A 26735-nucleotide genomic window follows, 5' to 3' on the forward strand; every position below is an offset into this window, starting at 1 on the left:
GCGCGCCCTTCGGGCGCGCGGCGCCGATCGCTTTGGGCACAGCCCAAAGCGAAACAGCTCAGACAAGACATCTGCCATCAAATCAAAAGTCAGTCGGGACAGCTCCGAAAGTCAGACCGGGACTGTGAACGCTCGACGCGCCTGAGCCGCCAACGGGCGGCAAAAACAGCCTTCGGCATGGTCATTGACCAACCCCATCGCCTGCATGAAGGCAAAGCAGGTGGTCGGTCCGACGAATTTCCAGCCACGCTTTTTCAATTCCTTCGACAACGCCACCAACTCGGGACAGGTAGAGACCGTCTGCGGCTCTGGCGGTGTCTTGACCTCATAGCGCCAGAAAAACGCAGCCAGAGAGCCTTCGCGCGCTTCAATCTCGATTGCCAGTGCGGCGTTGTTGATGACCGCTTCGATCTTCCCGCGATGACGGATGATACCTGCGTCCTGCAACAAGGCCGCAACCCTCTCCGGCCCGTAGCCCGCCATCGCGTGATAATCGAAGCCATCAAAGGCCACGCGAAAGTTCTCGCGCTTTGACAGGATGGTGCGCCAGCTCAGGCCGGACTGGAAACTTTCCAGACAGATCTTTTCAAACAGCCGCCGATCCTCGCCCACCGGAAAACCCCACTCCGAATCGTGATAGGCGTCGAACTCCGGCGCGGAGGCCGACCATGCGCAGCGGTCACGTCCGTCCGCGCCGGTGACAATCCGGCTCATGCGGCCACCTTCAGGAATTGAAGCCGCGCATCGGTGCGGGCGGGCGTGAACCCGGTAATCTCCGCCACGACAACTCCTTCAACCACAAAGGGGTCTGCGGCGACCCGGGCCTCTAACGCTCTACGGTCCTCTCCCGATGCAAGGATCGCCCCGCCCTGCCCCTCTTCCAGTGACCCGGCCACGAGGAAAACGCCGTCGGAAAACCCCTGCGCCAGCCACGCCTTATGCGCCTCCATGACCTGCGCGGCGTGCGCCTTTTCTGCAGTGAATTTCAAATAGATCACAAACATCGCGACCCTCTCTCCTGTTTTGAATGGACTACGGGGCCTGCGTCGCAATTTGCTGCTCGACCCAATCTGTCATCTGCGCAACCTCTGCCTCGATCAGCGCCTCGTCACCAAAGGCCTGCGCCAGCGCCGCAACGCCCTGACTGCGCCCCATCAGATGGGTGGCCAGTGCCTTCGCATCTTGCTCAATACCAGCGCTGCGAAATTGCGTTGCGAGCCAGTCGATGAAGAGGGTGAACAGCTCCGCCGCGCGACCTTGTGCGGCATGTTCGAGCTTTGACAACTCGCTGACCAATGTGCCCACCGGGCAGCCCCAGGACATGATCTTGGCGCGATTGCGGATCAGGATGCGGATGAAACAGGTGATGCGCGCAAGCGGCGTGTCGCTCTCTGCTTCCCACGCCGTCAACATCGCCGCCGTGCGAGACAAGCGCAGGTCTATGACCGCATTCAAAATCTCATCCTTGGTCTTGAAATGATAGTAGAAATTCCCGCGCGACAGGCCCAGCCCTCCGGCAATATCGGCCAAGGACGTGGCCTCAAACCCGCGCTCGTAAAACAGCACATCCGCCTGACTGACAATTCGATCTCTCGTGCGGGTCATTGGTCTCTCCATCCACGTGTGAAACCCGAGCAGGTTTGACGATTAGGTCAATTGCCCTAACTCATATTTAGGTCACTTGACCTAGATCTGCAAGCCCGATTTCGCAACGCGGAGCATGTGCCGCAAGAGCATACGGTCATCCAGGGCTTCTTGCCCGGACCAGAGCATCGACAATAGCAGCTTCGCAATTGCCCAATGGAGTTGCTCCCGCGCAGTGCAGCCCGCCACACGCCCCCACATCATCGCGCGACGCCGGATCACCTGCGGGTCTGCGGCATGGGCGCGACATCCACGCGGATGACGAAACGCATTGGCCAACTCATAGGCGCGCGGCCCCACCAACCCCTTGGCGTCAAAGGCCCGCAAGCCCTGAGCCGTTTGGATGATGTTGTCGTGGTGCAGATCGCCGTGCAGGGCGACGTCCACCCCCACACCGCATTGCAACTGATCCAGACAGGCCCGCGCAACCCCCTGCGCGTCTTGCGCTTCGGGCGAGGTGAAACTGGCGTCGCGCAGGGGCGACATGACCGTTGATACTGGCAGCAATCCGGCGCCTGAGATGCGGGTGGCACACAATCGAGCGGCCACGTCAGTCACCCCATGATCCGCCGCCTCTGCCCCCTTCGCACGCGCCAGATCCCCCAATGATGGCCCCTCAAGCCACTCCATCAGAACCGCATCTGCACTGCGCTCGAAAACCCGCACGGCTACCGCGCCCTCGCAGCGTTCGAGATAGTCAAGGCCGCTTGCCTCATTCCCCATATGACCGGCGGGATAGTACTTCAGCGCCGCCCATGCGCCCGACCCCCGGCGTACGCGCCAGACCTTCGCACGCGCGGTCTCTGCAACCAGCTCGGGCGCGCTCACGCCAAAGCGCTGCAACAGGTCTGTCGGTGGCAGGCTCATCCGCGCCGTTTCGCGAAGAAGTCCCGCAACAGCGCCTCAGATTGTGTCGCGGAAAAGCCGTCATAGACCTCCGGCGCGTGATGGGCCTGCGGATGGTCGAACACGCAAGCGCCATGGGCCACACCGCCGGATTTCGGGTCGGACGCGCCGTAATAGACGCGCGCCACACGGGCGGCGGCGATGGCAGCCGCGCACATCGCACAAGGCTCCAGCGTCACGTAGAGATCGTGCCCCAGGAGCCGCTCACTCCCCAATGCCGCACACCCCGCGCGGATCACCAGAACCTCTGCATGGGCAGTGGGGTCGTTGAGTTCCCGTGTGCGATTGCCAGCCCGCGCGACCACCTCGCCCGAGGGGCCTACCAGCACCGCGCCCACCGGCACCTCGCCGCGCGCGGCGGCGGCGCGCGCCTCAATCAGCGCTTCTGCCATGAAGGATCGAAACTCCATCCCTGTGGTGCTCCTTTGTCGCCGATGCCGCCGAGATCCGGGGCAGCCTTACCCTGCAATGGGTGCTTTCGCAGGTCTCGCGAATAGGCTATGGCAGCGCCATGAGCAAGAAAACCCCATCCGCCCCTTCCAAGCATCGCGCAGCCACCGGTGCCGCGCCCGGCTCCCGGCCAAAGGCCAAACCGTCGGCAAAGCCGCGCGCGCCGCAAGGCCCGCAGGGTGATGCGTCGGCCAGCGCACAACCCGCGTCCGAAGGCGGCCGTATCGCCAAGGTGCTGTCCCGTGCTGGCGTTGCCTCCCGTCGCGAGGCAGAGCGGATGATCGCCGAGGGCCGCGTGGCGGTGAACGGCAAAGTGATCGACAGCCCGGCGCTGAATGTGACCGACAACGACCGTATCGTCGTGGATGGCAAGCCCCTGCCCGAGGCCGAGGCCCCGCGCCTGTGGCTCTATTACAAACCCACCGGGCTGGTGACCAGCAACTCGGACGAAAAGGGCCGTCGCACGATCTTCGACGAACTGCCCGAGGATCTGCCCCGGGTGATGACCGTCGGACGGCTCGACATCAATTCCGAGGGGCTGTTGCTGCTGACAAACGACGGCGGCGTCAAACGCCAGCTGGAGCTGCCCTCCACCGGCTGGCTGCGCCGCTACCGGGTGCGCATCAATGGCCGCCCTCAGGACCATGAGTTCGAGATCCTGCGCAAGGGCGTGGTGATCGACGGCGAACGGTTCCAGCCGATGACCGTGACCCTTGATCGCCAGCAGGGCGCCAATGCCTGGCTCACGATCGGTCTGCGCGAGGGCAAGAACCGCGAAATCCGTCGTGCGATGGATGAGGTGGGATATCCGGTCAACCGGCTTTTGCGTGTGTCCTACGGTCCTTTCCAACTTGGCACGCTGAAAGAAGGCGAAGTCGAAGAGCTGCGGTCGCGGGTTGTCCGTGACCAGCTTGGCCTGCCAGCGCCCGAAGGGGATGGCGAAGCGAAAAAGAAACCGCAGCGCCCCTCGCGCGGGCCACGCAATGCCCCCGGCAAACCGCAGGGTCGCCCTGACCAGCCCGGTGGCAGGTCTGAGGGTCGCCCAGCGGGCAAGGCCCCGGCAGGCAAGCCCACGGGCAAGGGCGGCGGTGGCAAGGATGGCGGCGCGAGCATGGGCCGTGGCAAGACCTTTGGCAGCAAAACCTCCAGCAGCGCCACACGTCCCGGAAAGTCCGGCCCCGCCACAGGCGGTAGACCCAGCGGCAAACCAAGTGGCAAATCAGGGCGTTTTGGCAAAAAACCGCAAGGTTGAGCGCCCTTGAGCGGACTTCCCCCTAGTACGCGGGCCTGAGATCTCCTAGGTTTCAATGCGTTGAGGAAAGTCTGGGGGCCAAAACGGTGAAATCCATCGCCTATGTCGCGTTGCTGATCCTGATGCTGGGCATCGGGACCGGCTGGATCGTTGGGGTCTAGACACATGGCACAGCGTTTTGGTGGCAAATTCAGCCCCTCGGGCAACGACCCCTCCGGCAGCCGTCCGGACGGTAGCACCTCAAGCTCCTCCCGGATGATGGCAAACGCACAGGTGAACCCCGTGGGCCTGCGCGCCAACCTGATGTTCGTACCTGCTGCTGTTCTGATGCTGTTCTCCCTTGGCGCCGGTGCCTCGGCCCTGGTGATCGGACTGATCGGCGCAGGTCTCTGGGTCGGCTCCGCTGTGATGCTGCGCGAAGGGCTGAAGGCCGAAGCCGCCTATGCTGCGCGCAAGGTGGCGCGTCGCCCCGCCCTTCCCCGCAAAATCCTCGCCGCGCTTCTATGTGGTCTCGGCGGCGCGGTCGGTGCCTGGGCCAGCGAGCCTGGCGTGATCACAGCTGCGCTCTATGGGCTGGCCTGTAGCGGGCTGCATTTCGCCGCCTTCGGTGTTGACCCGCTCAGCGACAAGGGCGTCGCGGGGGTGGACGAATTCCAAAGTTCCCGCGTGGCCCGCGTGGTGGATGAGGCCGAAACCCATCTGGCCGCGATGAAGGATGCCGTTCTGCGTGCCAAGGATCGTCAGGTCGAGCTGCGCGTGGACCAGTTTCAGGCGGTGGCCCGTGACCTCTGCCGCACGGTGGAGGAAGACCCGCGCGATCTGACCGCCGCGCGCAAGTATCTGACCGTCTACCTCATGGGGGCCCGCGACGCGTCCATCAAGTTTGCCGATATCTTTGCGCGCAGTGGCGACGCACAGGCCCGCGCCGACTATCTGGCGCTGCTTGACGATCTGGAACAGAATTTTGCCGCCCGGACCGAAAAACTCCTGCTGGAGGACCGTGGCGACCTGACGATTGAAATTGATGTATTGCGCGCCCGGCTGGAGCGCGAAGGCGTCCAGATGGACCGCCCCTCTTAACCTGACAGAAAGGCCTGGCCCATGTCCGAGACCATTCAGAAAAAAGCCGTCGAAGCCGAAACATTGGTGAAGGAAGTGACCGAGGTTGCCCTGGCTGAGCCCAAGGGCGAGCTGGCCACGCTGGAGGCCGCAGACCCGGAGACCACCACCGCGATCCGTCGCCGCATCGGCGAGATCGACATGGGTGACACCAATTCGATCATCTCCTTCGGCTCTGCCGCACAGGGCGAATTGCAGCAGATCAGCCAAGCGATGCTGACGGATGTACGCAACAAGGATGTCGGCCCCGCCGGCGATTCCCTGCGCGATATCGTCACCACCATCCGGGGGTTTTCGGTCTCCGAACTGGATGTGCGCCGCAAGCCCACCTTCTGGGAACGGCTGCTGGGCCGGGCCGCACCCTTTGCCAAGTTCACCGCCAAATACGAGACCATTCAGGGCCAGATCGACCGGATCACCGACAATCTCCTGGGCCATGAGCACACGCTGCTGAAGGACATCAAATCCCTTGATGTGCTCTATGAGAAGACGCTGAACTTCTACGACGAGCTGGCGCTTTATATTGCCGCCGGTGAGGCAAAGCTGGCAGAGCTAGACGCCACAGACATTCCCGAAAAGGAGGCTGCCGTCGAGGCGGCGCCAGAAGACGACAAGGTCATCAAGGCGCAGGAGCTGCGCGATCTGCGTGCGGCCCGCGACGATCTGGAGCGCCGGGTGCATGACCTCAAGCTGACCCGTCAGGTCACCATGCAGTCGCTGCCCTCGATCCGCCTGGTGCAGGAAAACGACAAGTCGCTGGTGACCAAGATCAATTCCACCCTCGTGAATACCGTGCCGCTGTGGGAAACCCAGCTGGCGCAGGCGGTCACCATCCAGCGCTCCGCCGAGGCGGCGCATGCGGTGCGCGACGCCAACAACCTGACCAACGAGCTGCTGACTGCCAATGCCTCCAACCTGCGCGAAAGCAACAAGGTGATCCGGCAGGAAATGGAACGCGGCGTGTTTGACATCGAGGCCGTAAAACAGGCCAATGCGGATTTGATCGGCACCATCGAGGAAAGCCTTCAGATCGCCGACGAGGGCAAGCGCAAGCGCGCCGAGGCAGAGACCGAGCTGAAGAAGATGGAAACCGAACTGCGCGACACGCTGGCCTCCGCCAAGGCGCGCAAGGATGGTGTCGGCGACAATGCCGGCACCGCCGTGCCAAAGTGAGCATGGGCGCGTGACGCCTCGACACAAAAAGACCCGGAACCGCCGCCTTGGCGCGGTTCTGTCGCTGGGCGCGTCTGTCGTGCTCAGCGGGTGTCTGGCGCTTGCGCCCGGCCCCAAGGACACGCCGCGCCCAACGCCACGGCCGGAAAAACCGATCTACACCCCGTCGGTCGAGGCACAGGCCCTGACGAAGTACTACGCTGATCTTGAACAGGATCTGCTGACCCGCGGGTTATTGCGCACAGATGGCGGCGGGCCGGAAACGCCGTATGACGCCGAGGACCTGGCGGAAAACTTTGAAACCCTTGCGTTTTACGATGAATACGCCACGGCCTCTGATGGCGGTGCCGGGGGCCTGGGGCGTTGGGAGCAACCGGTGCGTCTGGTGCCGGTCTTTGGCCCCTCGGTGTCCGCGGCGCAGGCCAAACGGGATCGCGCCACACTTGCTGCATATGCCGCCCGTCTCGCGCGCATAACCGGGCATCCCGTCACGGTCGGCGCCAGCGGCAATTTCACCGTGATCTTTGCAGGCATTGATGACGCTGACTATGTTGAAAGCAAGGTACGACAGCTCCTGCCCAATCTTTCGGCCAGTGACGTCGCCCTGTTTGCGACCCCGCCGCGCAAGTTCTACTGCCTGGTCTTTGCAGGCGGCCCGCAGCGCGACCCGCTGAATTACTCCCGCGGGGTTGCGCTGATCCGGGCCGAGCAATCTGAGCTGATGCGCGACAGTTGCATTCACGAAGAAATCGCGCAAGGCCTTGGCCTGCGCAACGACAGCCCCAGGGCGCGGCCCTCCATCTTCAACGATGATGACGAATTCGCCCGCCTGACCAGCCACGACGAGAAACTGCTGCAGATCCTGTATGATTCCCGTCTGCGCGTGGCCATGAGCGCGGATGAAGCCCGACCGACCGTCGCGCGTATCGCCCAAGAGATCATGGGCGACCTGTCTCTATAGGACGCCATCCCTGCACCCCCTCGGCAAGTACACCATACGGTTGCGGGGAAAAGCGCCATGTCTCCGGCAGAATCGCAAGTTCCACGCCCTGCCCTCTGGTTTCGAGGCAACGGGGTTGCTACATCTTGGGAAACAGCCGTGGGAGGACACAGCGTGGGCATTTTCGATTTTCTCAAAGGCGAATTCATCGACGTCATCCATTGGACCGATGACACCCGCGACACCATGGTCATGCGGTTTGAACGCGAAGGCCATGCGATCAAATACGGCGCCAAGCTGACGGTGCGCGAGGGTCAGGCGGCGGTCTTTGTGCATGAAGGCCAGCTGGCGGATGTGTTCACGCCCGGTCTTTACATGCTTGAGACCAACAATATGCCGGTGATGACGACGCTGCAGCACTGGGACCACGGCTTTCAGTCGCCGTTCAAATCCGAGATCTACTTTGTCGCGACAACGCGGTTCAATGACCTCAAATGGGGCACCAAGAACCCGATCATGTGCCGCGACCCGGAGTTTGGCCCGGTCCGCCTGCGCGCCTTTGGCAGCTACTCGGTGCGGGTGGTTGATCCGGCGCGTTTCCTGACCGAGATCGTCGGCACCGATGGTCAGTTCACCATGGACGAGATCTCCTATCAGATCCGCAATATCATCGTGCAGGAGTTCTCGCGCGCCATTGCAGGATCGGGCATCCCGGTGCTGGACATGGCGGCCAACACCGCCGACCTGGGCAAGCTGGTGGCGGCCGAGATTGGCCCCGTCGTGGCGGAATACGGCCTCGCCATCCCGGAGCTTTATGTGGAAAATATCTCGCTGCCGCCGGCGGTGGAGCAGGCGATGGACAAGCGCACCCAGATGGGCATCATCGGCGACCTGGGCCGCTATACGCAGTTCAAGGCCGCCGAAGCCATGGAAGCCGCCGCCAAGACCCCCAACAGCGGTATGGGCGCGGGCCTTGGCATGGGAATGGGCATGGCGATGGCACAGCAGATGGGTCAGACCTTGCACCAGGCGCAGTCCCCGGCAGCAGCGGGTCAGACCACCGGCCCCTGGGGCACACGGCCCGCACCCGCTGCCTCGCAGGCGCCAGCGCAGGCCGCCCCGATGGCCCCGCCGCCCCCGCCGGTGGAGCATGTCTGGCATACTGCTGAAAATGGCAAAACCTCCGGGCCATTCTCCAAGGCGCGCATGGGGCGCATGGCGCAGGAAGGCCAGCTGACACGTGACACCCATGTCTGGACCCCGGGACAAGACGGTTGGATGCGCGCAGGCGACGTGACTGAGCTGGCGCAGCTCTTCACCATCCTGCCCCCGCCGCCTCCGCCGCCTGCTGGCAGCTGACCCACTCGCCGATCCCTATTCTGGCCGGGCGCTTTGGTGCCCGGCCATTTTTGCCCTGACCGTGTTCAAAGAGCCCCATCGCCGTGACCCAGACACCGCCGCCCCCGCCCGCAATGGACACAGCCCCCCAGGAAGCAGAGGAAACGCACCGCTTTCCTTGTGAACAATGCGGTGCCGATTATCGCTTTGCGCCAGCAGAAGGCGCGTTGATCTGTGATCACTGTGGCCACCAGAAAGACCTGACAGAGAGCCCATGGGGCGGCAGCGCCCTGAAGGAGCTAGATTTCCTATCTGCGTTGCGCGAACAGCTTCCTGCCGCCGAGATGGAAGTGACCCGCGTTTCCTCCTGCCCCAATTGTGCCGCGCAGGTGGAGTTTGACCCCTCGGTGCATGCGCTGGAATGCCCCTTCTGCGCCACTCCCGTGGTGGCGGACACCGGCGAGAACCGTCACATCAAACCCAAGGGTGTCCTGCCCTTTCAGTTCGACGAACGCGCCGCGCACACGGCGATGGAAGACTGGCTGGGCGGGCTGTGGTTTGCGCCAAATGGCCTCAAGGAATATGCCCGTAAAGGGCGCAAGATGGATGGGATCTACGTCCCCTACTGGACCTATGACGCCCAGACCCACAGCCAATACACCGGCCAGCGCGGCACGGAATATACCGTCAGCCGCACCGTCATGGTCGACGGCAAACCGCAGGTGCGCACCGAAATTCGCGTGCGCTGGTCCAATGTCCGTGGGCGCGTGCAGCGGTTCTTTGACGACGTATTGGTGCTCGCCTCCAAAAGCCTGCCGCGCAAATATACCGAAGGGCTGGAGCCTTGGGATCTGTCGCAGCTTGCCCCCTATCAGCCCAAATATTTGGCCGGGTTCCGGGCTGAGGCCTATACCATCGACCTTGAGCCCGGCTTTGCCGATGCCAGCCGGAAAATGGACCGGGTGATCGAACGCGACATCAAGTTCGATATCGGCGGCGACCGCCAGCGCATCAGCTCGGTCGATACCGATGTGAGCGCGGTGACGTTCAAACATGTGCTGCTGCCGGTCTGGATGGCAGCCTATAAATACCGCGGTCAAAGCTATCGCTTTGTGGTGAACGGGCAGTCGGGCCGGGTGCAGGGCGAACGCCCCTATTCCGCATGGAAGATCGCAGGCGCCGTTGTGCTGGGTTTGATCGTGGCGGCTGGCGTGGCCTACCTCGCGTCACAGAGTTAAATTCCGACACCTGCTTGCCTTTTCGCGACTCCCCCTGCATGTTCGCGCCAAATTCCGGGGAGACGATACATTGTCCAACAGCGCTTTGAGCGAGTTAGACCAGCTGCTAAGCACGCGGCATAGCTGCCGCGGGTTCAGGCCCGATCCAGTCCCCCGCGCGGTGATCACCCAGATCTTGGACGCCGCTTGCAAAGTGCCTTCCTGGTGCAACGCTCAACCCTGGGGGCTCACGATTACCAGCGGCGCGGAGACCGACCGGCTGCGCACGGCTCTGACCGAGGCTGCCACTGCCGGTGACCATGAACCTGACCTTGCCTTTCCCACGCGGTATTCCGGCGCCTATCAGGCCCGCAGACGCGCCTGCGGCTGGGCGCTTTATGAGGCGGTCGGCGTGCAAAAGGGCGACCGGGAGGGGGCCGCGCGACAGATGATGGAGAACTTCTCCCTCTTTGGTGCCCCCCATTGCGCGATCCTGTCGAGCCCGGCTGAACTGGGCTCCTATGGCGCAATGGATTGCGGCGGTTTTGTCGCCGCTTTTACCCTTGCGGCGCAGGCACTGGGGGTCGCAACGATCCCGCAAGCCGCCGTCGCGTCCCATGCGCCGCTGCTGCGCCAGCTCTATGATATACCGGAGGATCGGCTGATCCTCTGTGCGATCAGCTTCGGCTACGAGGATCCGGACCATCCCGCCAACGGGTTTCGCACCACTCGGGCCGCAATCGAAGACTTCACCGATTGGCGCGGCGCCTGAACCGCCGCAGGAAGGACAGCCATGCGCGCCCTGTTGCAACGTGTGAGCGCGGCAAGCGTCACCGTCGACTCTGCCACCATCGGCGAGATCGGCCCCGGAATACTGGTCCTGATCTGCGCGATGCAGGGCGATAGCGAGGCCGAGGCCGAACATTTGGTGCACAAGATTTCACGCCTGCGCATCTTTCGCGATGACGCGGGCAAGATGAACCGCTCGGTTGCGGATGTCGGTGGCTCAGTGCTGGTCGTCAGCCAGTTCACGCTGGCCGCAGACACCCGCAGCGGCACAAGGCCCGGTTTTTCCAAAGCCGCGCCACCAGCAAAAGGAGAAGAGCTTTATCATTGTTTTTGCGACAAAATGCGGGCTACGGGCCTGCCCGTTGCGACCGGTGCATTTGGAGCTGACATGAAAGTTTCACTTGTAAACGACGGTCCTGTTACAGTCTGGCTGGACACCGATGATCGTCCTAACAAGTCCGCAAGACCGGGGTAACACCCCCGCTCAGCCAGAGCATTTGCAGGCCATGATGGGAGCTCTCAAGGGCCGGTTATCCCGGCACTCCCAGCAAGTCCGACGCAATTTTCTGGCATTATTCCTTGCCCCAGTGTGCCAAATCGGCAAATCTTGTACCACCATTCAAGAAAAAACCGGGGCCTACTCGTAACCTCGATAGGGAGACAACGCATGAACGATTATCTCAAACACCTCGCACAGGAAGCCGCTCTGGGCCGTATGGGCCGACGCGAATTCCTCGGCCGCGCCGCGGCGCTGGGTGTCACCGCATTGGGTGCAAACACGCTGCTGGCATCCGCTGCAAAGGCGGCCGGTCCTCAGGCCGGTGGCACGCTGCGTGTCGGCCTGCAGGGTGGCTCCACCACCGACAGTATGGATCCGGCGCTGGCCACCAATCAGGTTGCGCTTTCGGTGATCCGCCTCTGGGGCGAGCCGTTGGTCGAACTGGCCGAAGACGGCGGTCTGGACGGAATGGTTGCAGAGAGTTTCGAAGCATCTGCCGACGCCAAGACCTGGACCTTCAAGATCCGCTCCGGCATCACCTTCTCCAATGGCAAAGCCGTGACCGCAGAAGACGTGGTTGCCACCATGGAGCGCCACTCCGGCGAAGACACAAAATCCGGCGCGCTTGGCATCATGCGGTCGATCACCAAAGTATCGGCTGACGGCGACAACGTGGTGTTCGAACTCGACAGCCCGAACGCCGACCTGCCCTATCTGCTGACCGACTACCACCTTGTGATCCAGCCCAATGGCGGCAAGGACGACCCAGCCGCAGCGATCGGCACCGGCGCCTACGTGATGAAGGCCGTCGACATGGGCGTGCGTTTCGTGGCCGAGAAAAACCCCAACTACTGGGGCGATCTGGGCAACGCGGAAACCATCGAATACGTGGTCATCAACGACAACACCGCGCGCGTCGCCGCGCTGCAGGCCGGTCAGGTGGATATGATCGACCGTGTGCCGCCCCGCACCGCCAAACTGGTGGACCGCGCGCCCAACATCACCGTGCATTCCACCGCAGGTCCGGGCCACTATGTGTTCATCGCTCATTGCGACACGGATCCCTTTGCCAACAACGACGTTCGGATGGCGCTGAAATACGGCATCAACCGTGAGGAACTGGTCGACAAGATCCTCAACGGCTTTGGCTCCGTCGGCAACGACAGCCCCATCAACGCCTCCTACCCGCTGTTCACCGCGGCCGAGCAGCGCACATATGACCCGGACAAGGCGAAGTTCCACATGAAGAAGTCGGGCTATGACGGCTCCATTCTTCTGCGGACCTCCGACAACTCCTTCCCGGGTGCGCCGGATGCGGCGGCTCTGTTCCAGCAATCGCTGGCGGCAGCCGGTATCGAGCTTGAAATCAAGCGCGAGCCGAATGATGGCTACTGGTCCGAAGTCTGGAACAAGCAGCCCTTCTGCACCTCCTACTGGGGTGGCCGTCCGAACTCAGGACCAGATGTTCACCACCGCCTATCTGTCCACGGCAGACTGGAACGACACCCGTTTCAACAACGAGCAGTTCGACCAGATGCTGATCGCCGCGCGCGGCGAGCTGGACAATGCCAAGCGGACGCAGATGTATGCGGACATGTCCGACATGGTGCGCAACGAAGGCGGCTTGATCTGCCCGATGTTCAACGACTTCGTCGATGCCACATCCGACAAGGTAGACGGCTGGGTTGACGGCGTGAAAGGCCACGCCCTGATGAACGCATATGCCCCGCTGAAAATGTGGGTCAAAGCCTGATATGCACCCTGTCCTAAAACTACTGACTCAGCGCATTGCGCTGAGTCTCATTCTCCTGTTGATGATCTCCGTGCTGATCTTTGCCGGCACCATGATCCTTCCAGGCGATGTCGCCCAGTCCATCCTCGGACAGTCCGCAACGCCCGAGGCGCTGGAGAATTTGCGCGCTGAATTGGGCCTGAACGATCCGCCTGTCACCCGCTACTTCCAATGGTTTTTTGGCGCCCTGCAGGGAGACCTTGGCACTGCTCTGACCTCTGGGCAGGACATCACATCCGCCATCGGATCACGCCTGTCGAACACGCTGTTCCTCGCCTTCTGGGCCGCGCTGATCGCCGTACCGCTGGCGATTTTTCTCGGCCTTCTGTCGGTGCGCTACAAGGACCGCTGGCCGGACAAGCTGATCTCCGGCGTCACGCTGGCGTCGATCTCCATCCCTGAATTCCTGATCGGCTACGTCCTGATGTATCTGGTCGCCGTGAAACTGCGCTGGTTTCCCTCTGTCGCCATGATCAACGACAGCATGAGCCTGTGGCAGAAGCTCAATTCCATCGCCCTGCCCGTTGCGGTGCTGACGCTTGTGGTGCTTGCCCACATGATGCGCATGACCCGTGCGGCGATCCTGAACGTGATGCAGTCCGCCTATATTGAGACCGCTGAACTGAAAGGGCTTTCGACCTTCAAGGTGATCTGGCGTCACGCGTTCCCCAACTCGATCGCTCCGATCGTGAATGTGGTGATGCTGAACCTCGCCTATCTGGTTGTCGGCGTCGTGGTGATCGAAGTGGTCTTCGTCTACCCGGGCATGGGGCAATATCTGGTCGATCACGTGTCGAAACGCGACGTGCCGGTGGTGCAGGCCTGTGGTCTGATCTTTGCCGCCGTCTACATCGGGCTCAACATGGTTGCCGATATCGTCTCGATCCTGTCGAACCCGCGCCTGCGGCACCCGAAGTAAGGACACGGACATGAAAAATATACCCGTATCCGCCCTCATCGGCCTGTTTTTCACGGCCCTCTATTTCCTCGGCGCGATCTTTGCGCCCCTGCTCGCGCCCTATGGTATGGCCGAAGTGGTCGGCGATGTCTGGGAGCCCTCCAGCGCCGACTATCTGCTGGGCACCGACAACATCGGTCGCGACCTCCTCAGCCGCATGATCTATGGCGGCCGGACCACCATCTTCATCGCCACCGTGGCGACCATCATCTCCTTCACCACCGGCTCCATCCTCGGCATCTTTGCCGCGGTGGCAGGTGGCTGGGTGGATCAGACGCTGTCGCGTTTCGTCGATCTGATCATGTCGATCCCGACGCTGATCTTTGCACTGGTGGTGCTGTCGGTGACACCTGTCACCGTGCCGATGCTGATCCTCGTCATGGGTCTTCTGGACTCCACCCGCGTGTTCCGACTGGCCCGCGCGGTCGCCGTGGACATCGAGGTGATGGACTTTGTAGAAGCTGCCCGCCTGCGCGGTGAGCGCACGGTCTGGATCATCTTTCGCGAGATCCTGCCCAACGCCCTCTCGCCGCTGGTGGCCGAGATGGGCTTGCGCTTCATCTTCATGGTGCTGTTTGTCTCCACCCTGTCGTTCCTCGGCCTTGGCGTGCAACCGCCCGAAGCTGACTGGGGCGGTATCGTGAAGGAAAACAAGGACGGCATCGTCTATGGCATTCCCGCCGCCCTGATCCCCGCCTTCGCCATCGCGACCCTCGCGATCTCGGTGAACCTGGTGGCCGATTGGGTCCTGAACCGAACCACATCGCTGAAAGGAGGCCGCGGATGAGCGAACCACTTCTGAAGGTCCGCGACCTGAAAATCGGCGCCACGGTCTACCCGCCGGGCGAAAAGCCCCATGATATCGAGATCGTGCATGGAGTCAGCTTTGACCTGATGCCGGGCAAGGTGCTCGGGTTGATCGGGGAATCCGGCGCCGGCAAGTCCACCATCGGTCTGTCCTCCATGGCCTATGGCCGTGGCGGCGTGAAGATCACCGGCGGCGAAGTCTGGGTCAACGGCCGCGATATCCTGCAGTCCAAACTCAGCGATATCCGCAAGCTGCGCGGTGGCGAGGTGACCTATGTATCGCAATCCGCCGCCGCCTCCTTCAACCCGGCCAAACCCATCATGGAACAGGTGGTCGAAGCTGCGGTCGAGCAGGGTAAATTCTCTCGCAAGAATGCCGAGGCCCGGGCGCGGGCGCTGTTTGACAAGCTGGGCCTGCCCGATCCGGACAACATCGGTGAGCGCTATCCGCACCAGGTCTCCGGTGGTCAGCTGCAGCGCTGCATGACCGCGCTGGCGCTCTGCCCCGAACCCGATCTGGTGGTCTTTGACGAGCCCACAACGGCGCTGGATGTGACCACCCAGATCGACGTGCTGATGGCGATCAAGGAAGCGATCCGCGACACCGGGGTGGCGGCGCTCTATATCACCCACGACCTCGCGGTGGTGGCACAGGTCTCCGATGACATCATGGTGCTGCGTCAGGGCGAGACCGTGGAATACGGCCCCGTCAACCAGATCATCAATGAGCCGCAGGAGGAGTACACCCAGGCGCTGGTCTCGGTGCGCTCCATCGATCACGAGGAAAAGGCCCCCACCGAGGAGCCGGTGCTGTCGGCGCGCAATGTCACCGCGCGCTATTCCGGCACCAAGTTCGATGTGCTGCACAACGTCAACGTCGACCTCTACCCCGGCCAGACGCTGGCGGTGGTCGGTGAATCCGGCTCCGGCAAATCGACGCTGGCGCGGGTGATCACCGGGCTATTGCCCCCACGCGAAGGCGATATCCAATTTGCCGGTCGCACCCTGTCGCCGGACTTCAAGAACCGCACCCGCGAGGATCTGCGCGAATTGCAGATGATCTACCAGATGGCGGATGTGGCGATGAACCCGCGTCAGACCGTGGGCACCATCATCGGTCGGCCGCTGGAGTTTTACTTCGGTCTGCGCGGCGCGGAAAAGCGCAAGCGGATCCAGGAGCTGCTGGATGAGATTGAGCTTGGCGACGGTTTCATCGACCGCTACCCGGCAGAGCTGTCGGGCGGTCAGAAGCAGCGTGTCTGCATTGCCCGCGCGTTGGCGGCCAAGCCCAAGGTGATCATCTGCGACGAGGTCACCTCGGCGCTGGATCCGCTGGTGGCGGACGGCATCCTGAAACTCTTGCTCAACCTGCAAAAGATCGAGGATGTGGCCTATCTGTTCATCACCCACGACCTGGCGACGGTGAAGGCGATCTCCGACAACATCGCGGTGATGTACAAGGGCAAGGTGCAGCGCTACGGCGGCAAGACGGAGGTGCTGAGCCCGCCGTTTGATGACTACACCGACCTCCTGCTCAGCTCCGTGCCGGAGATGAAGCTGGGCTGGCTGGAAGAGGTCATCGCCAATCGCAAGATGGAGAGCGCGGGCAACTGATGCCCGCCTCCTGCCAACCGGCAGCGTCCGCTCGATGCGGGCGCAAGACAACAAAAGCCCTGTTCGGCCGCAAGGCCGGACAGCGCCCTCCCCCCAGTGAGGGCGCTTCACGCCCAACCTAAGCTCAGGCGCTGTCCTGAGCACCAACAGACCACCCCCAGCCCAGGACCTCTCACATGGACCGCAAACTCCTGCTCATCATCCTTGATGGCGTGCCCTACCGCAATTTCCGCCGCCTGTTCGGCAACCTCGAAGGCTGGGTGCAGTCGGGCGAGGCGCGCGTCTGGAAACACCGCGCCGTGCTGCCGTCGATCTCGGCCAGCTGCTACGCCTCGATCCACACAGGCGTTTCGCCGCAGGTGCATGGCTGCACCGGCAACGGCAATGTGTTCCGCCTGAAGGAGGACGATGTGTTCTCGCAGGTCCGCAAGGGCGGCGGCACGACGGGGGCGGTGGCGCACAGCTTCTGGTCAGAGTTCTTCAACCGCTCGCCCTTCGATTACGTGCGCGACATCGAGTATGACGAACCCGAAAGCGCCACCATCAACCATGGCCGGTTTCACTCCATGACCGGTTACGGCCACGACAATCAGATGACCCCCTCGGATGTGGATCTCTTTGCGACGCTGACCAACCTCTGCGGTCGCTTCGATCTCAACTACGGCATGCTGCACACCTGCACGCTGGACAGCATGGGGCACCGGTTCTTTCACGAAAGCGCCGAGATGGACAAAGCCTGTTTCGTGATGGACGAAATGCTGGCCCCCTTCATTCCGCGCTGGCGTGCCATGGGCTATGAGGTGATCGTGACGGCCGACCATGGCCAGGACGACCGAGGCCACCACGGCGGACACCACCCGCTGCAACAGGAAACCGCGCTTTATTACTTTGGCGAGGCTGAGGGGCCGGCGCAGGACGACGTGATCGACCAGCGGCAGCTGGCGCCGACGATCCTGAACCGCCTTGGCGCGCCGGTTGCAGACAGCATGAAAGCCGGGGCATTCTTGCGCTGAGGAAACAATAGGCCGCCGCGTCTCCGCGGCGGCCTATTCATACGGGCAAGCCCGATCCGCTCAACGTCACGCGGTCACCTGCGCGACACGTCCTCGCCCCGGTCCACATCGCTATCAGGTCAAGAGCTGGCCCCCCTCGCTGAGGTCACTCTTCGTCTGAGGTCACTCGTCGTAGGGCCAGATTTCTTGTCCCAGCCCCTCAATCGCCAGCACGATACGTTCGAAACTGTCGCGCGCACGGCCCACGCTGTGACGGGCGCGTAGATATCCATGCACCAGACCCGTCTCATTCATCCATTCCGCGACCCCGCCCGCCGCGTGGATGGCATCGCGATAGGCGCGGCAATCATCGCGCAGCGGATCGCAATCGGCAGAGAACATCACCGTCGGCGGCAGTCCTGCAAAATCGCTGTCCTGTAACGGCGCATAGGTGGGGTCATTGCTGACCGGTGTGCCGCCGCTGCGCACGTCTGCATAGAATTTGACATCCTCCAGCGTCAGCATCGGCGCGTGAGCATGTTCGTTGTAGGAGGGCAGAGTGTGTTCACCGCCAAGCCCCGGATAGATCAGCACCTGGCCCAAGACCGCATCAACGCGACCACGCGCGTGATGTGCCACTGAGGCACTGAGCGTCCCGCCCGCGCTGTCACCTGCAAGAACCACGCCCCCGTCATATGTCGTGGCGATCCATTGCAGCACCGTCCAGGCGTCGTCGAACTGCGCCGGGTGCTCGTTTTCAGGTGCAAGCCGATAGTCCACGGCCACCACACGGTAGCCGGTCTGCTCGCAAATTTCGGAGCACACATCATCATGGCTGTTGAGATCACCGACGACAAAGCCGCCGCCATGACAGTACATCACCGTACGGGTGGGATCTCCGGCCTCGTAGATGCGCACCGAAACCGTCTCGACCGTCTTCTCGGTGACCTCGACCACCTCGGAACGCGGTTTGCGAAAGGCCGCGGCCATCTTGTTGTAGACCGCGCGTTGTTCGTCGATGCTCAGATCCACGGTGTCTTCGGGGTAATGACGACCCGTCTCCCGGATAAAGGCCCAGGTTTCTTCGTCAATTTGCTTTTCATAATCCATAGTGTCCACCCATCGGCGTCCTCAGTCACGTCGAGCCTAGGACCGCAAGTCCGGGTTGGAAACGGTAAAATGGAAAAAGCACACCAAAGGTGGCGTGCTTTTCCAGTGATACGGCGTGATCGCAGATGTCAGGCAGCGGGCTTGGCTTCGTCCCAGGGCCGGGTGAAGGCAGACAGCACGTTACCGACGTCCTCGGGGCCACTGCCGTGCAATGTGACCTGAGCCACCAGCCCGCGCTTCTTGTCATCGATGACAGAGGTCACGCGCGCGTCCAACCCTGCCTTCTCCAGCGCCGCGTCATAGACGCGAATGATCGCGTGACGGCGCAGATCCGGCTTGAAGACCTTACCGACAGCGGTTTTGGGCAGCTCCGGCAGAATGGTCATATGCTTTGGGATCGCCGCCCGTTCGTGAATATGGCGTTTGCAATGCGCCAGAAGCTCTTCTTCGGTGACGGAGGCCCCATCGACCAGCTCGACAAAGGCGCAGGGCAGCTCGCCCGAATGGGCATCCGGCTGGCCGATCGCACCGGCAAAGGCCACCGCATCATGGCCAAGCAGGGCTTCTTCGATCTCCGCCGGGTCAATGTTGTGGCCGCCGCGAATAATCAGATCCTTCGCCCGGCCCGTGATCCAGAGATAGCCGTCCGGATCCACGCGCCCCAAGTCCCCGGTCCGCAGGTATTTGTCCTGATAGTAGAGATCGATGTTCTTGTCGGTCTCCGTGTAGGTATGGCCGGGGAACACACCCGGCGTATAGACGCAGATCTCGCCGATTTCGTCAGTGCCGCATTCCTTCAGCCCCTCGGGCGTGCCCTTGATGATTTTCACGTCGGCATAGGGGAATGGAATGCCGATGGAGCCGACCTTCTTCTCGCCCTCTACCGGGTTGCAGGAGACGAGGCAGGTGGCCTCGGTCAGGCCATAGCCCTCAACCAGCGTGACCCCGGTGGCCTTTTCAAAGCGGCGGAACAATTCCAGCGGCAGCGGGGCCGAGCCGGAGAACGCGGTCTTGATGGTAGAGACATCCGCGTCCACCGGGCGCTGCATCTTGGCAGAGATCGCCGTGGGGACCGTGATGATAAAGGTGATCTTCCAGCGCTCGCAGAGCTTCCAGAAATTGTCGAAAACCCCATCCCCGCGATATCCCTGCGGCGTCGGAAACACCACATGCGCGCCAGACGCGACAGCGGCCATGACGATCACATGGCAGGCAAAGACATGGAACAGCGGCAGAGGACACATGATGTTGTCCTCCTCGGTAAACAGCAGCGTGTGCCCAAGCCAGCCATTGTAGATCATGCCCTGATAGGTGTGCTGTGCGACTTTCGGCATGCCGGTTGTGCCGCCGGTGTGGAAGTAGCAGGCCACCCGGTCGCCGTCGCTGTCAGGGAAGGTCAGCTCGGTCGGTTGCTTGGCCATTTCCTTGCGAAAACACTTGTAGTCCGCATGGGCGTGGGCCTTGTTCACCTTGGGCCGGATCAGCGGCACGATCCAGGATTTCGGCGGCGTCAGATAGCGGTTGAGATCCACCTCCAGCACGGTCTTGACACTGGGCGCATGGGCCACCGCCTCGGCCACTTTCTGCGGCACGTCGGTCTTGGGAAAGCCCTTGAGCGTCACCACAACCTTGGCGCCGGTCTCGCGCAGAATGGACGCGATCTGCTCTGGTTCCAGCAGCGGGTTGATCGGGTTCACGATCCCTGCCACCGCGCCGCCCAGCATGGTGATCAGCGTCTCGTTGGCATTGGGCAGCACGTAGGCGACCACGTCCTTTTCGCCCACGCCCAGGGACCGGAACAGATTGGCCGCCTGCGTGGTCTTGTCTTTCAACTCGGACCACGTCAGCGTTTCTGCCTTGTCGGTCGGACCGGAAAAGATCTGGTAGCTGACGGCACGGTTGTTTGGAAAGTTGCCCGCAGTGCGCGACAGCAGACCATATAGCGTCTTGGGGACGTCGCGATCCGCCCAGGCACATTCCTGTTCGATCGCCGCGACATCCGCGGTCGTTGCAAAAGCCATGTTCTTCCTCCCCTAGCCCGTCCCACGGATCTTGATTGTTCCTCAGGGCCACGATGATTGGAATACCTTGGCCGTGCAAGCAAGACACGAGGTTCACGTAAAGGAAGTTCAGATATGACGCTGCGCAATTTCATGCCTGCGCGCGTTGTCAGGGAGACGGCGCGCAGGCAAATCCGGGCTCAGGCCACGGCCTGACCATCGGTGAACTGCAACCGCGCGAGACGGGCATAGAGCCCTCCTTCGGCCACAAGGCTGTCGTGGGTGCCCACCGCCACGATCTGTCCCTGATCCATCACCACAATGCGATCCGCCTTCTTCACGGTCGCCAAGCGATGCGCCACCACGATGGTGGTGCGGTCACGGCTCAGATCCTCAAAGGCGGCCTGCACCAGACCTTCGCTCTCGGCGTCCAGTGCCGAGGTCGCCTCGTCAAGCAACAAGACCGGTGCGTCGCGCAGGATGGCACGTGCGATCGCGATCCGCTGTTTCTGCCCACCCGACAACATCACGCCACGCTCACCCACATAGGCGTCATAGCCCTCGGGCAGTTTCATGATGAAGTCATGCGCGGCCGCGGCCTCTGCGGCGGCCTCAACTTCGGCATCGCTGGCGTCCGGACGGCCGAAACGGATATTCTCGCGCGCGGTGGCGGCAAAGATGATCGGATCCTGAGGCACCATGGCAATATGACGCCGGAACTCACCGCGCGAAAGCGCCGTCAGCGGCACGCCGTCCAGGCGCACCTCGCCGGACTGCGGATCATAGAACCGCTGGATCATCTGGATGATCGTGGTCTTGCCCGCCCCCGAAGGACCAACAAAGGCCACGGTTTCGCCGGGCTGAATGGTCAGCTGCACCTGATCCAGTGCAGAGGTGTCGGGACGCGACGGATAGGTGAAGGACACGTTGTCAAAGGTCAGCTCGCCGCGCACCGGCTCGGCCAGCACCTGTGCGGCTGCGGGGTCCGTCACGCTGTCCTCGGCCTGCAATAGCTCTACCAGACGCTCCGTCGCCCCTGCGGCGCGTTGCAGCTCGCTCCAGATTTCCGACAGCGCCGCGACAGAGCCTGCCACCATCACGGCATAGATCACGAATTGCACCAGCGCGCCTTCGGTCATGTCGCCAAAGCGCACATCGTTGGCGCCGATCCACAGCACGCCTACCACGCCAGAGAACACCAGGAAGATCACGATCACCGTCAGCCAGGCGCGGGTCTGGATACGCCGGCGCGACACGTCATATGCGGTCTCGGTCATATCCGAGAAATGCGCACGGCTCATGTCTTCGTGGGTGAAGGCCTGCACGGTCTGCACTGCACTCAGCGCCTCGCCCGCGTTGCCGGAGGAGGCCGCAATCCAGTCCTGATTCTCCTTCGAGATCACCCGAAGACGTCGTCCAAGCACCAGAATGGGTACGATCACCGCAGGCACGATCAGCAAAACAAGCGCCGTCAGTTTCGCCGAGGTCAGCAGCATCAGAACGAGACCACCGAGAAAGATCAGCAGGTTGCGCAGCGCGACCGAGGCAGAAGAGCCCAGCACCGACTGGATCAGAGTGGTATCCGTGGTGATCCGGCTCAGCACCTCGCCGGTCATGATCCGCTCAAAGAAGGCCGGGCTCATGCCGATGATGCGATCAAACACCGCCTTGCGGATATCGGCCACCACCCGCTCGCCCAGCTTGGTGACCAACGCGTAGCGCAGACCGGTGCCAACCGCGAGCAATGCCGCCATCACCATCGCGGCGGTGAAATACTGGTTCAGCAGCGCGGCATCGGTGATGCGGAAATTGTCCACCACCCGGCGCACCGCCAGCGGCAGCGACAGAGAGACGCCCGCAGTCAGGGTCAGGGCCGCCAGTGCCGCGAAGATCATGGTCTTGTAGGGGCGCATGAACGGCCAGAGTGCCTTCAGCACCCCGATCTTGCGGGAGCCTTCACGCTCTTCGTTGCCGCCTTGGGTTTTCACCGCACGTCGTGCCATGAGCGCTCCTTTGCTCGCCGCCTGAAGTCTGGCGCGCATTGCGCCATTGCCGCCTCGTGTCATGGCCTTGCCTCACAGGCAGGTCAAGGCTGCATTGGGTCGCACAGTGGGAACAATCGCCGCAGGAGCGCGCGACAACCATTTGAAACCACGATGATTTAGCAAGTGGGGAGAGAATTTGGAGCGGGTAGCGGGAATCGAACCCGCACCTTAAGCTTGGAAGGCTCTTATGATACCATTTCACCATACCCGCTTCGTATCGTGTGGTCTATGTGAAGGACTTTTTGCCGTCAACCACTTATGCGGAGATTTTCTGCGACAGATGGCATGACACATGTTTCGCCAGGACAAGAGACCCGCACTTGCCCCTTCCCTGCGGCTGCCGCCCGCCCTAGGTTCAGACCTCTGACGCCAACGCCTTTCCCACGGAGCCTATGACAGCACATCCGCGCATCGCCATTCTGACCTCGCATGGTCAGCCCTCCGCCCCGCCCCCGCCGGAGATCCATCTCGCCGCAGTTGCCGCCGCGGTGCAGGATCACCTGCCGGGCTGGGAGGTGCGCTCTGCCACGCTGTCGTCCAAAGGGTTTCTGGAGGCCGCAATGCCAGAGGACGGTGCGGTGATCTATCCGTTCTTCATGGCGCGCGGCTGGTTCACCGGCAAGGTGCTGCCCAAACGTCTGGCGGGCTGGCGCTATCGTATGGCCACGCCCTTCGGACTTGATCCTGCATTGCCCGCGCTCACGGTGACTGCGCTGCAAGACGCGATCGCAACCCGCGGCTGGGACGTCACCGACACCGATGTACTGCTTGCGGCCCATGGCTCTGCCCGTGGCCCAAAAGCGGCCGAAGCGGCAGAAACATTCGCGGCAACCCTGCGCCCTTCCCTCCCCGGATTGAGACTGACGACAGGATTTGTGGAACAGGCGCCCTTTGTCGACGCCGCAGCGCGCCCGCTTGGGCCGCGATCCCTCTGCCTGCCGTTTTTTGCGCAATCCGGGGCGCATGTCCGGCATGACATCCCGGAGGCGCTGGCACAGGCGGAGTTCAAAGGCGACCTTCTGCCGGTTCTCGGCGCATTGCCCGGCGTGCCTGCATTGATTGCACAGGCCATTTGCCGGGCTGAGACGGCGGAGCTGTCGGCGTCCCCCGCAAAAACGGACACCGAACTGCCCTGAACCGGCCGACGCGCGGCCGCGCGGTCTGTGCCGTGATGAAAATCCTCGAACATCGTGCCTGTGCTGCCGGACCGCCCGCGGGCTTTGACGGGCGCGACCAAGGCTTTGCGTCAATTTGACTGACCAGCCGTGAATTTGTCGTTTTCTCAAGGACTAGGCCTTTGCCTCGAGCGCGCTTTGGATATGATCGCCGCGATCAGGAGAGGAAGACCAACAGATGTCCAGCGACAGAGCACAGCCCAACGCCACCCCCCTTCGCAGCGGTGGCAGACTTCTTGCGGACCAGTTGCAGATCCTGGGAGCGGACACGATCTATTGCGTCCCCGGAGAAAGCTACCTGGAGTTGCTCGACGGGCTCCATGCCCATCAGGACGCGATCAATGTCGTGACCTGCCGCCACGAATCCGGTGCTTCCAACATGGCAGATGCCTATGGCAAGCTGACCGGGCGCCCCGGCATCTGTGCGGTGACGCGCGGTCCGGGGGCCACTAATGCCTCCAACGGGGTGCACACCGCGTTTCAGGATTCGACGCCTATGATCCTGCTGATCGGTCAGGTCGGCCGCGACATGATGGACCGCGAGGCGTTTCAGGAGATCGACTATCGTCGCATGTTTGGCGAAATGGCCAAATGGGTGGCCCAGATTGATGATGCGGCGCGCATTCCGGAATACATGGCCCGCGCGTGGAAAATCGCGCAATCGGGGCGACCCGGCCCCGTGGTGCTGGCCCTGCCCGAGGACATGTTGACCGATGAGGTCCATGCACAGGATCTGCGCCCGACACCCCGGCCCCGGCCCGCGCCACACGCACAGGACATCGCGTCCCTGCAAGCCATGATCGCTGAAGCAAAGCGACCGATGTTGATGGTGGGCGGCCCGTCCTGGAGCAAAAGCTGTGCTGACAAGGCGCTGGCCTTTGCGGAGCGACTGGGCCTTCCCGTCACCACGTCCTTTCGCAGTCAGGACTACGTCGACAACGGGCACGACAATTTCGTCGGAGCGGTCGGTATTGCCCCGGTTCCCAACCTTCGCAAGCGGTTGCGCGAAGAGGTTGATCTGCTGATCGCGGTGGGTCCGCGGCTGGGCGAGATGACCACACAGGGCTACGAGCTGATCGATATTCCGCATCCGCAGATGACGTTCGTGCACGTGCATCCCGGCGCGGAAGAGCTCGGCCAGGTCTACCAGCCAGACCTTTCGATCCAATCCGATCCCGAGCTGTTCTTTGATGCCGCGGACGCCATCACCGGTCCGGATGGAGCAGATGTCTGGTCCGATTGGCGACAGGCGCAGCGGGCCGACTACCTGGCCTTCCAGACGCCGACCGATGTGCCGGGGGATGTGAACATGGGGCAAGTGGTGCGCCACATGAGCGAGGCCTTGCCCCAGGACACGATCTACACCAATGGCGCGGGCAACTACACGGTCTGGCTGCATCGCTTCCATCAGCACCGCGCCTATCGCACCCAGCTTGCCCCCACCAGCGGCTCCATGGGCTACGGGGTGCCGGCGGCGGTGGCGGCCAAGCTGCAGCACCCGGAGCGGACAGTGGTGGCGATGGCCGGGGACGGCTGTTTCATGATGACCTCGCAGGAGATGGCGACCGCCGCCCAGCACGGCGCCGACGTGATCTATGTGGTGGTCAACAACGGCATGTATGGCACAATCCGCATGCATCAGGAGCGCCACCATCCGGGCAAGGTGATGGCAACGCAGCTGGTGAACCCGGATTTTGTCGCCTATGCCGCCGCGTTCGGCATTGCCGGAGAGCGGGTCTTGTCCACCGACGGCTTCCCAGCCGCGCTGGAGCGGGCGCGGAGTTCAAAGGGCGGCTATCTGATCGAGATCGTCGTCGACCCTGAGGCCCTGACGCCGAACCAGTCTCTGTCTGCCGTGCGTGCAGAAGGTGAAGCAAAATCAGCTGGGTAAGCATCCGGCTGAATGCCCTGCTTGACTTTGAACACTCGCATGACGTGGCACGCCGTGCCGCGTCATGTGCGCCGTATTCGCCCCCTAGGCTGAGCAGCGACACCACGCAGGACCAGAATTTCCTTCGGCAGGATAAATTGAGTCTCCCCAAGCAGCTCCCTCTTTATCCGCACCACTAAACGCAGCCGGCCCCTCTCGCCACAGTTCCGCATGCTTTGTCGACTACCACCGTGATATCGGCTTCCCATAGAGGGCCGGACGGGATACGCAGCGCACTCCGGGGTACGCAGCCCGATTTCAGAACGTATTGAGAAAAATCATGGCGCAAAATGCCACCATCTACAAAATAGAGTTGTCGGTCTCTGACATGGATCGCCACTATTACGAGACCCATAAACTGACGGTGGCCAAGCATCCCTCGGAGACCGATGAGCGATTGATGATCCGCCTTGTCGCCTTTGCTCTGAATGCACATGAGCATTTGGAACTGACCAAAGGGTTGTCCACGGATGACGAGCCCGACATCTGGCAAAAAAGCCTGAGCGGTGAAATCGATCTGTGGGTGGCGCTTGGGCTGCCCAGCGAGAAGGTCATGCGGCAATCCTGCAGCAAGGCGTCGAGTGTGATTGTCTACCCCTACGGCGGCCGGACAGCCGAAGTGTGGTGGGACAAGGTCAAGAACGGCACCACCCGTTTCGATAACCTGCACGTCATCAATCTTTCGGAGGCCGACACCGCTGCACTGGCAGAGCTGGCCAGCCGGTCGATGAAGCTGCAGGTCAATATTCAGGATGGTGAAGTCATGGTCAGCTGCGATGAAAGCCTCGTCTATCTGACCCCCGTCACATGGAAAGGCGCAGCCTAGGTTCGCTGCGCTCACCGACAGATCAAACCACCCAAGCTGCGCGCCACGCTCGACAGCGCGCCGGTCTGCACTGCGTCGCAATGATCGCCGTGCCTGCAGAGAGGCGTGTAAGGTCGCTTCACCGTGTTCTTGAGCACGGCGGCGCGCTGTGAGCGTGTG

General features: G+C 62.4%; 23 protein-coding genes, 1 tRNA gene and 1 pseudogene. 16 read left to right on the plus strand and 9 right to left on the minus strand.

The window, feature by feature from the left end:
• Positions 1-111 precede the first annotated feature (111 nt).
• The 5 genes from R1T40_RS08240 to R1T40_RS08260 all read right to left on the minus strand — a co-directional run bounded on the left by R1T40_RS08240 (position 112) and on the right by R1T40_RS08260 (position 2960).
• Positions 112-714, minus strand: a complete 603-nt coding sequence (locus tag R1T40_RS08240; protein WP_317386555.1) for a DNA-3-methyladenine glycosylase I — start codon at positions 712-714, stop codon at positions 112-114.
• On the minus strand, positions 711-1004 hold the full coding sequence (locus R1T40_RS08245) for a YciI family protein (RefSeq protein WP_317386556.1): 294 nt from the start codon (positions 1002-1004) through the stop codon (positions 711-713). The genes R1T40_RS08240 and R1T40_RS08245 overlap by 4 nt, the downstream gene beginning before the upstream one ends.
• A 28-nt stretch (positions 1005-1032) precedes the next feature.
• On the minus strand, positions 1033-1605 hold the full coding sequence (locus R1T40_RS08250; RefSeq protein ID WP_317386557.1) for a TetR/AcrR family transcriptional regulator: 573 nt from the start codon (positions 1603-1605) through the stop codon (positions 1033-1035).
• Between the two features lie 81 nt (positions 1606-1686).
• Complete coding sequence (locus R1T40_RS08255) at positions 1687-2511, minus strand: aminoglycoside phosphotransferase family protein (protein WP_317386558.1); 825 nt, start codon at positions 2509-2511, stop codon at positions 1687-1689.
• A complete protein-coding gene (locus R1T40_RS08260) occupies positions 2508-2960 on the minus strand; it encodes a nucleoside deaminase (protein WP_317386559.1) in 453 nt (150 codons plus the stop codon). The genes R1T40_RS08255 and R1T40_RS08260 overlap by 4 nt, the downstream gene beginning before the upstream one ends.
• Positions 2961-3061: 101 nt before the next feature.
• Here R1T40_RS08260 and R1T40_RS08265 point away from each other — a divergent pair, with 101 nt between their 5' ends.
• The 13 genes and pseudogenes from R1T40_RS08265 to R1T40_RS08325 all read left to right on the plus strand — a co-directional run bounded on the left by R1T40_RS08265 (position 3062) and on the right by R1T40_RS08325 (position 17511).
• Positions 3062-4252 (plus strand): pseudouridine synthase, encoded by a 1191-nt coding sequence (locus tag R1T40_RS08265; RefSeq protein ID WP_317386560.1) that lies wholly within the window; start codon positions 3062-3064, stop codon positions 4250-4252.
• Positions 4253-4417: 165 nt separating this feature from the next.
• The gene (locus R1T40_RS08270) at positions 4418-5332 is read left to right on the plus strand and encodes a 5-bromo-4-chloroindolyl phosphate hydrolysis family protein (protein ID WP_317386561.1); all 915 of its coding nucleotides are present in this window, start codon (positions 4418-4420) and stop codon (positions 5330-5332) included.
• A gap of 21 nt (positions 5333-5353) precedes the next feature.
• On the plus strand, positions 5354-6544 hold the full coding sequence (locus R1T40_RS08275; protein WP_106162882.1) for a toxic anion resistance protein: 1191 nt from the start codon (positions 5354-5356) through the stop codon (positions 6542-6544).
• A gap of 10 nt (positions 6545-6554) precedes the next feature.
• On the plus strand, positions 6555-7505 hold the full coding sequence (locus R1T40_RS08280) for a DUF2927 domain-containing protein (RefSeq protein ID WP_317386562.1): 951 nt from the start codon (positions 6555-6557) through the stop codon (positions 7503-7505).
• Between the two features lie 153 nt (positions 7506-7658).
• On the plus strand, positions 7659-8843 hold the full coding sequence (locus R1T40_RS08285; RefSeq protein WP_317386563.1) for an SPFH domain-containing protein: 1185 nt from the start codon (positions 7659-7661) through the stop codon (positions 8841-8843).
• Positions 8844-8956: 113 nt separating this feature from the next.
• Entirely contained in the window at positions 8957-10060 is a 1104-nt protein-coding gene (locus R1T40_RS08290) for a TFIIB-type zinc finger domain-containing protein (RefSeq protein ID WP_317386962.1), read from the plus strand.
• A gap of 70 nt (positions 10061-10130) precedes the next feature.
• Positions 10131-10811 (plus strand): nitroreductase, encoded by a 681-nt coding sequence (locus R1T40_RS08295; RefSeq protein WP_317386564.1) that lies wholly within the window; start codon positions 10131-10133, stop codon positions 10809-10811.
• Positions 10812-10832: 21 nt separating this feature from the next.
• Positions 10833-11303 (plus strand): D-aminoacyl-tRNA deacylase, encoded by a 471-nt coding sequence (gene dtd / locus R1T40_RS08300; RefSeq protein ID WP_106162887.1) that lies wholly within the window; start codon positions 10833-10835, stop codon positions 11301-11303.
• A 192-nt stretch (positions 11304-11495) separates the two neighbouring features.
• Positions 11496-13080: pseudogene (locus R1T40_RS08305) on the plus strand (ABC transporter substrate-binding protein).
• 1 nt (position 13081) lies between these two features.
• Positions 13082-14038 carry an ABC transporter permease gene (locus R1T40_RS08310; protein ID WP_317386565.1) on the plus strand — a complete coding sequence of 319 codons (957 nt, stop codon included), beginning with the start codon at positions 13082-13084 and terminating at the stop codon, positions 14036-14038.
• Positions 14039-14048: 10 nt separating this feature from the next.
• Positions 14049-14864 (plus strand): ABC transporter permease, encoded by an 816-nt coding sequence (locus R1T40_RS08315; protein WP_106162890.1) that lies wholly within the window; start codon positions 14049-14051, stop codon positions 14862-14864.
• Positions 14861-16498, plus strand: coding sequence for an ABC transporter ATP-binding protein (locus tag R1T40_RS08320; RefSeq protein ID WP_106162891.1), 1638 nt, complete (start codon positions 14861-14863; stop codon positions 16496-16498). Before R1T40_RS08315 ends, R1T40_RS08320 begins: the two co-directional genes overlap by 4 nt.
• A gap of 176 nt (positions 16499-16674) precedes the next feature.
• On the plus strand, positions 16675-17511 hold the full coding sequence (locus tag R1T40_RS08325) for an alkaline phosphatase family protein (protein ID WP_106162892.1): 837 nt from the start codon (positions 16675-16677) through the stop codon (positions 17509-17511).
• A 162-nt stretch (positions 17512-17673) separates the two neighbouring features.
• On the opposite strand, the gene R1T40_RS08330 is transcribed toward R1T40_RS08325, so the two are convergent.
• The 4 genes from R1T40_RS08330 to R1T40_RS08345 form a co-directional block, all read right to left on the minus strand.
• Complete coding sequence (locus R1T40_RS08330) at positions 17674-18600, minus strand: alpha/beta hydrolase (protein ID WP_317386566.1); 927 nt, start codon at positions 18598-18600, stop codon at positions 17674-17676.
• A gap of 128 nt (positions 18601-18728) precedes the next feature.
• Positions 18729-20621 carry an acyl-CoA synthetase gene (locus R1T40_RS08335; RefSeq protein ID WP_106162894.1) on the minus strand — a complete coding sequence of 631 codons (1893 nt, stop codon included), beginning with the start codon at positions 20619-20621 and terminating at the stop codon, positions 18729-18731.
• Positions 20622-20800: 179 nt separating this feature from the next.
• The gene (locus R1T40_RS08340) at positions 20801-22603 is read right to left on the minus strand and encodes an ABC transporter transmembrane domain-containing protein (RefSeq protein ID WP_106162895.1); all 1803 of its coding nucleotides are present in this window, start codon (positions 22601-22603) and stop codon (positions 20801-20803) included.
• 179 nt (positions 22604-22782) lie between these two features.
• Positions 22783-22856: transfer RNA gene (locus tag R1T40_RS08345), tRNA-Gly, on the minus strand.
• Positions 22857-23037: 181 nt separating this feature from the next.
• Between R1T40_RS08345 and R1T40_RS08350 the strand changes: the two genes are divergently transcribed.
• The 3 genes from R1T40_RS08350 to R1T40_RS08360 all read left to right on the plus strand — a co-directional run bounded on the left by R1T40_RS08350 (position 23038) and on the right by R1T40_RS08360 (position 26576).
• The gene (locus R1T40_RS08350) at positions 23038-23781 is read left to right on the plus strand and encodes a CbiX/SirB N-terminal domain-containing protein (protein WP_317386567.1); all 744 of its coding nucleotides are present in this window, start codon (positions 23038-23040) and stop codon (positions 23779-23781) included.
• A 217-nt stretch (positions 23782-23998) separates the two neighbouring features.
• Positions 23999-25711, plus strand: a complete 1713-nt coding sequence (locus R1T40_RS08355; protein WP_317386568.1) for a thiamine pyrophosphate-binding protein — start codon at positions 23999-24001, stop codon at positions 25709-25711.
• Positions 25712-26030: 319 nt separating this feature from the next.
• The gene (locus R1T40_RS08360; protein ID WP_317386569.1) at positions 26031-26576 is read left to right on the plus strand and encodes a YaeQ family protein; all 546 of its coding nucleotides are present in this window, start codon (positions 26031-26033) and stop codon (positions 26574-26576) included.
• Positions 26577-26735 lie beyond the last annotated feature (159 nt).

This window comes from Tritonibacter scottomollicae, assembly GCF_032924845.1.
GTDB lineage: Bacteria > Pseudomonadota > Alphaproteobacteria > Rhodobacterales > Rhodobacteraceae > Epibacterium > Epibacterium scottomollicae.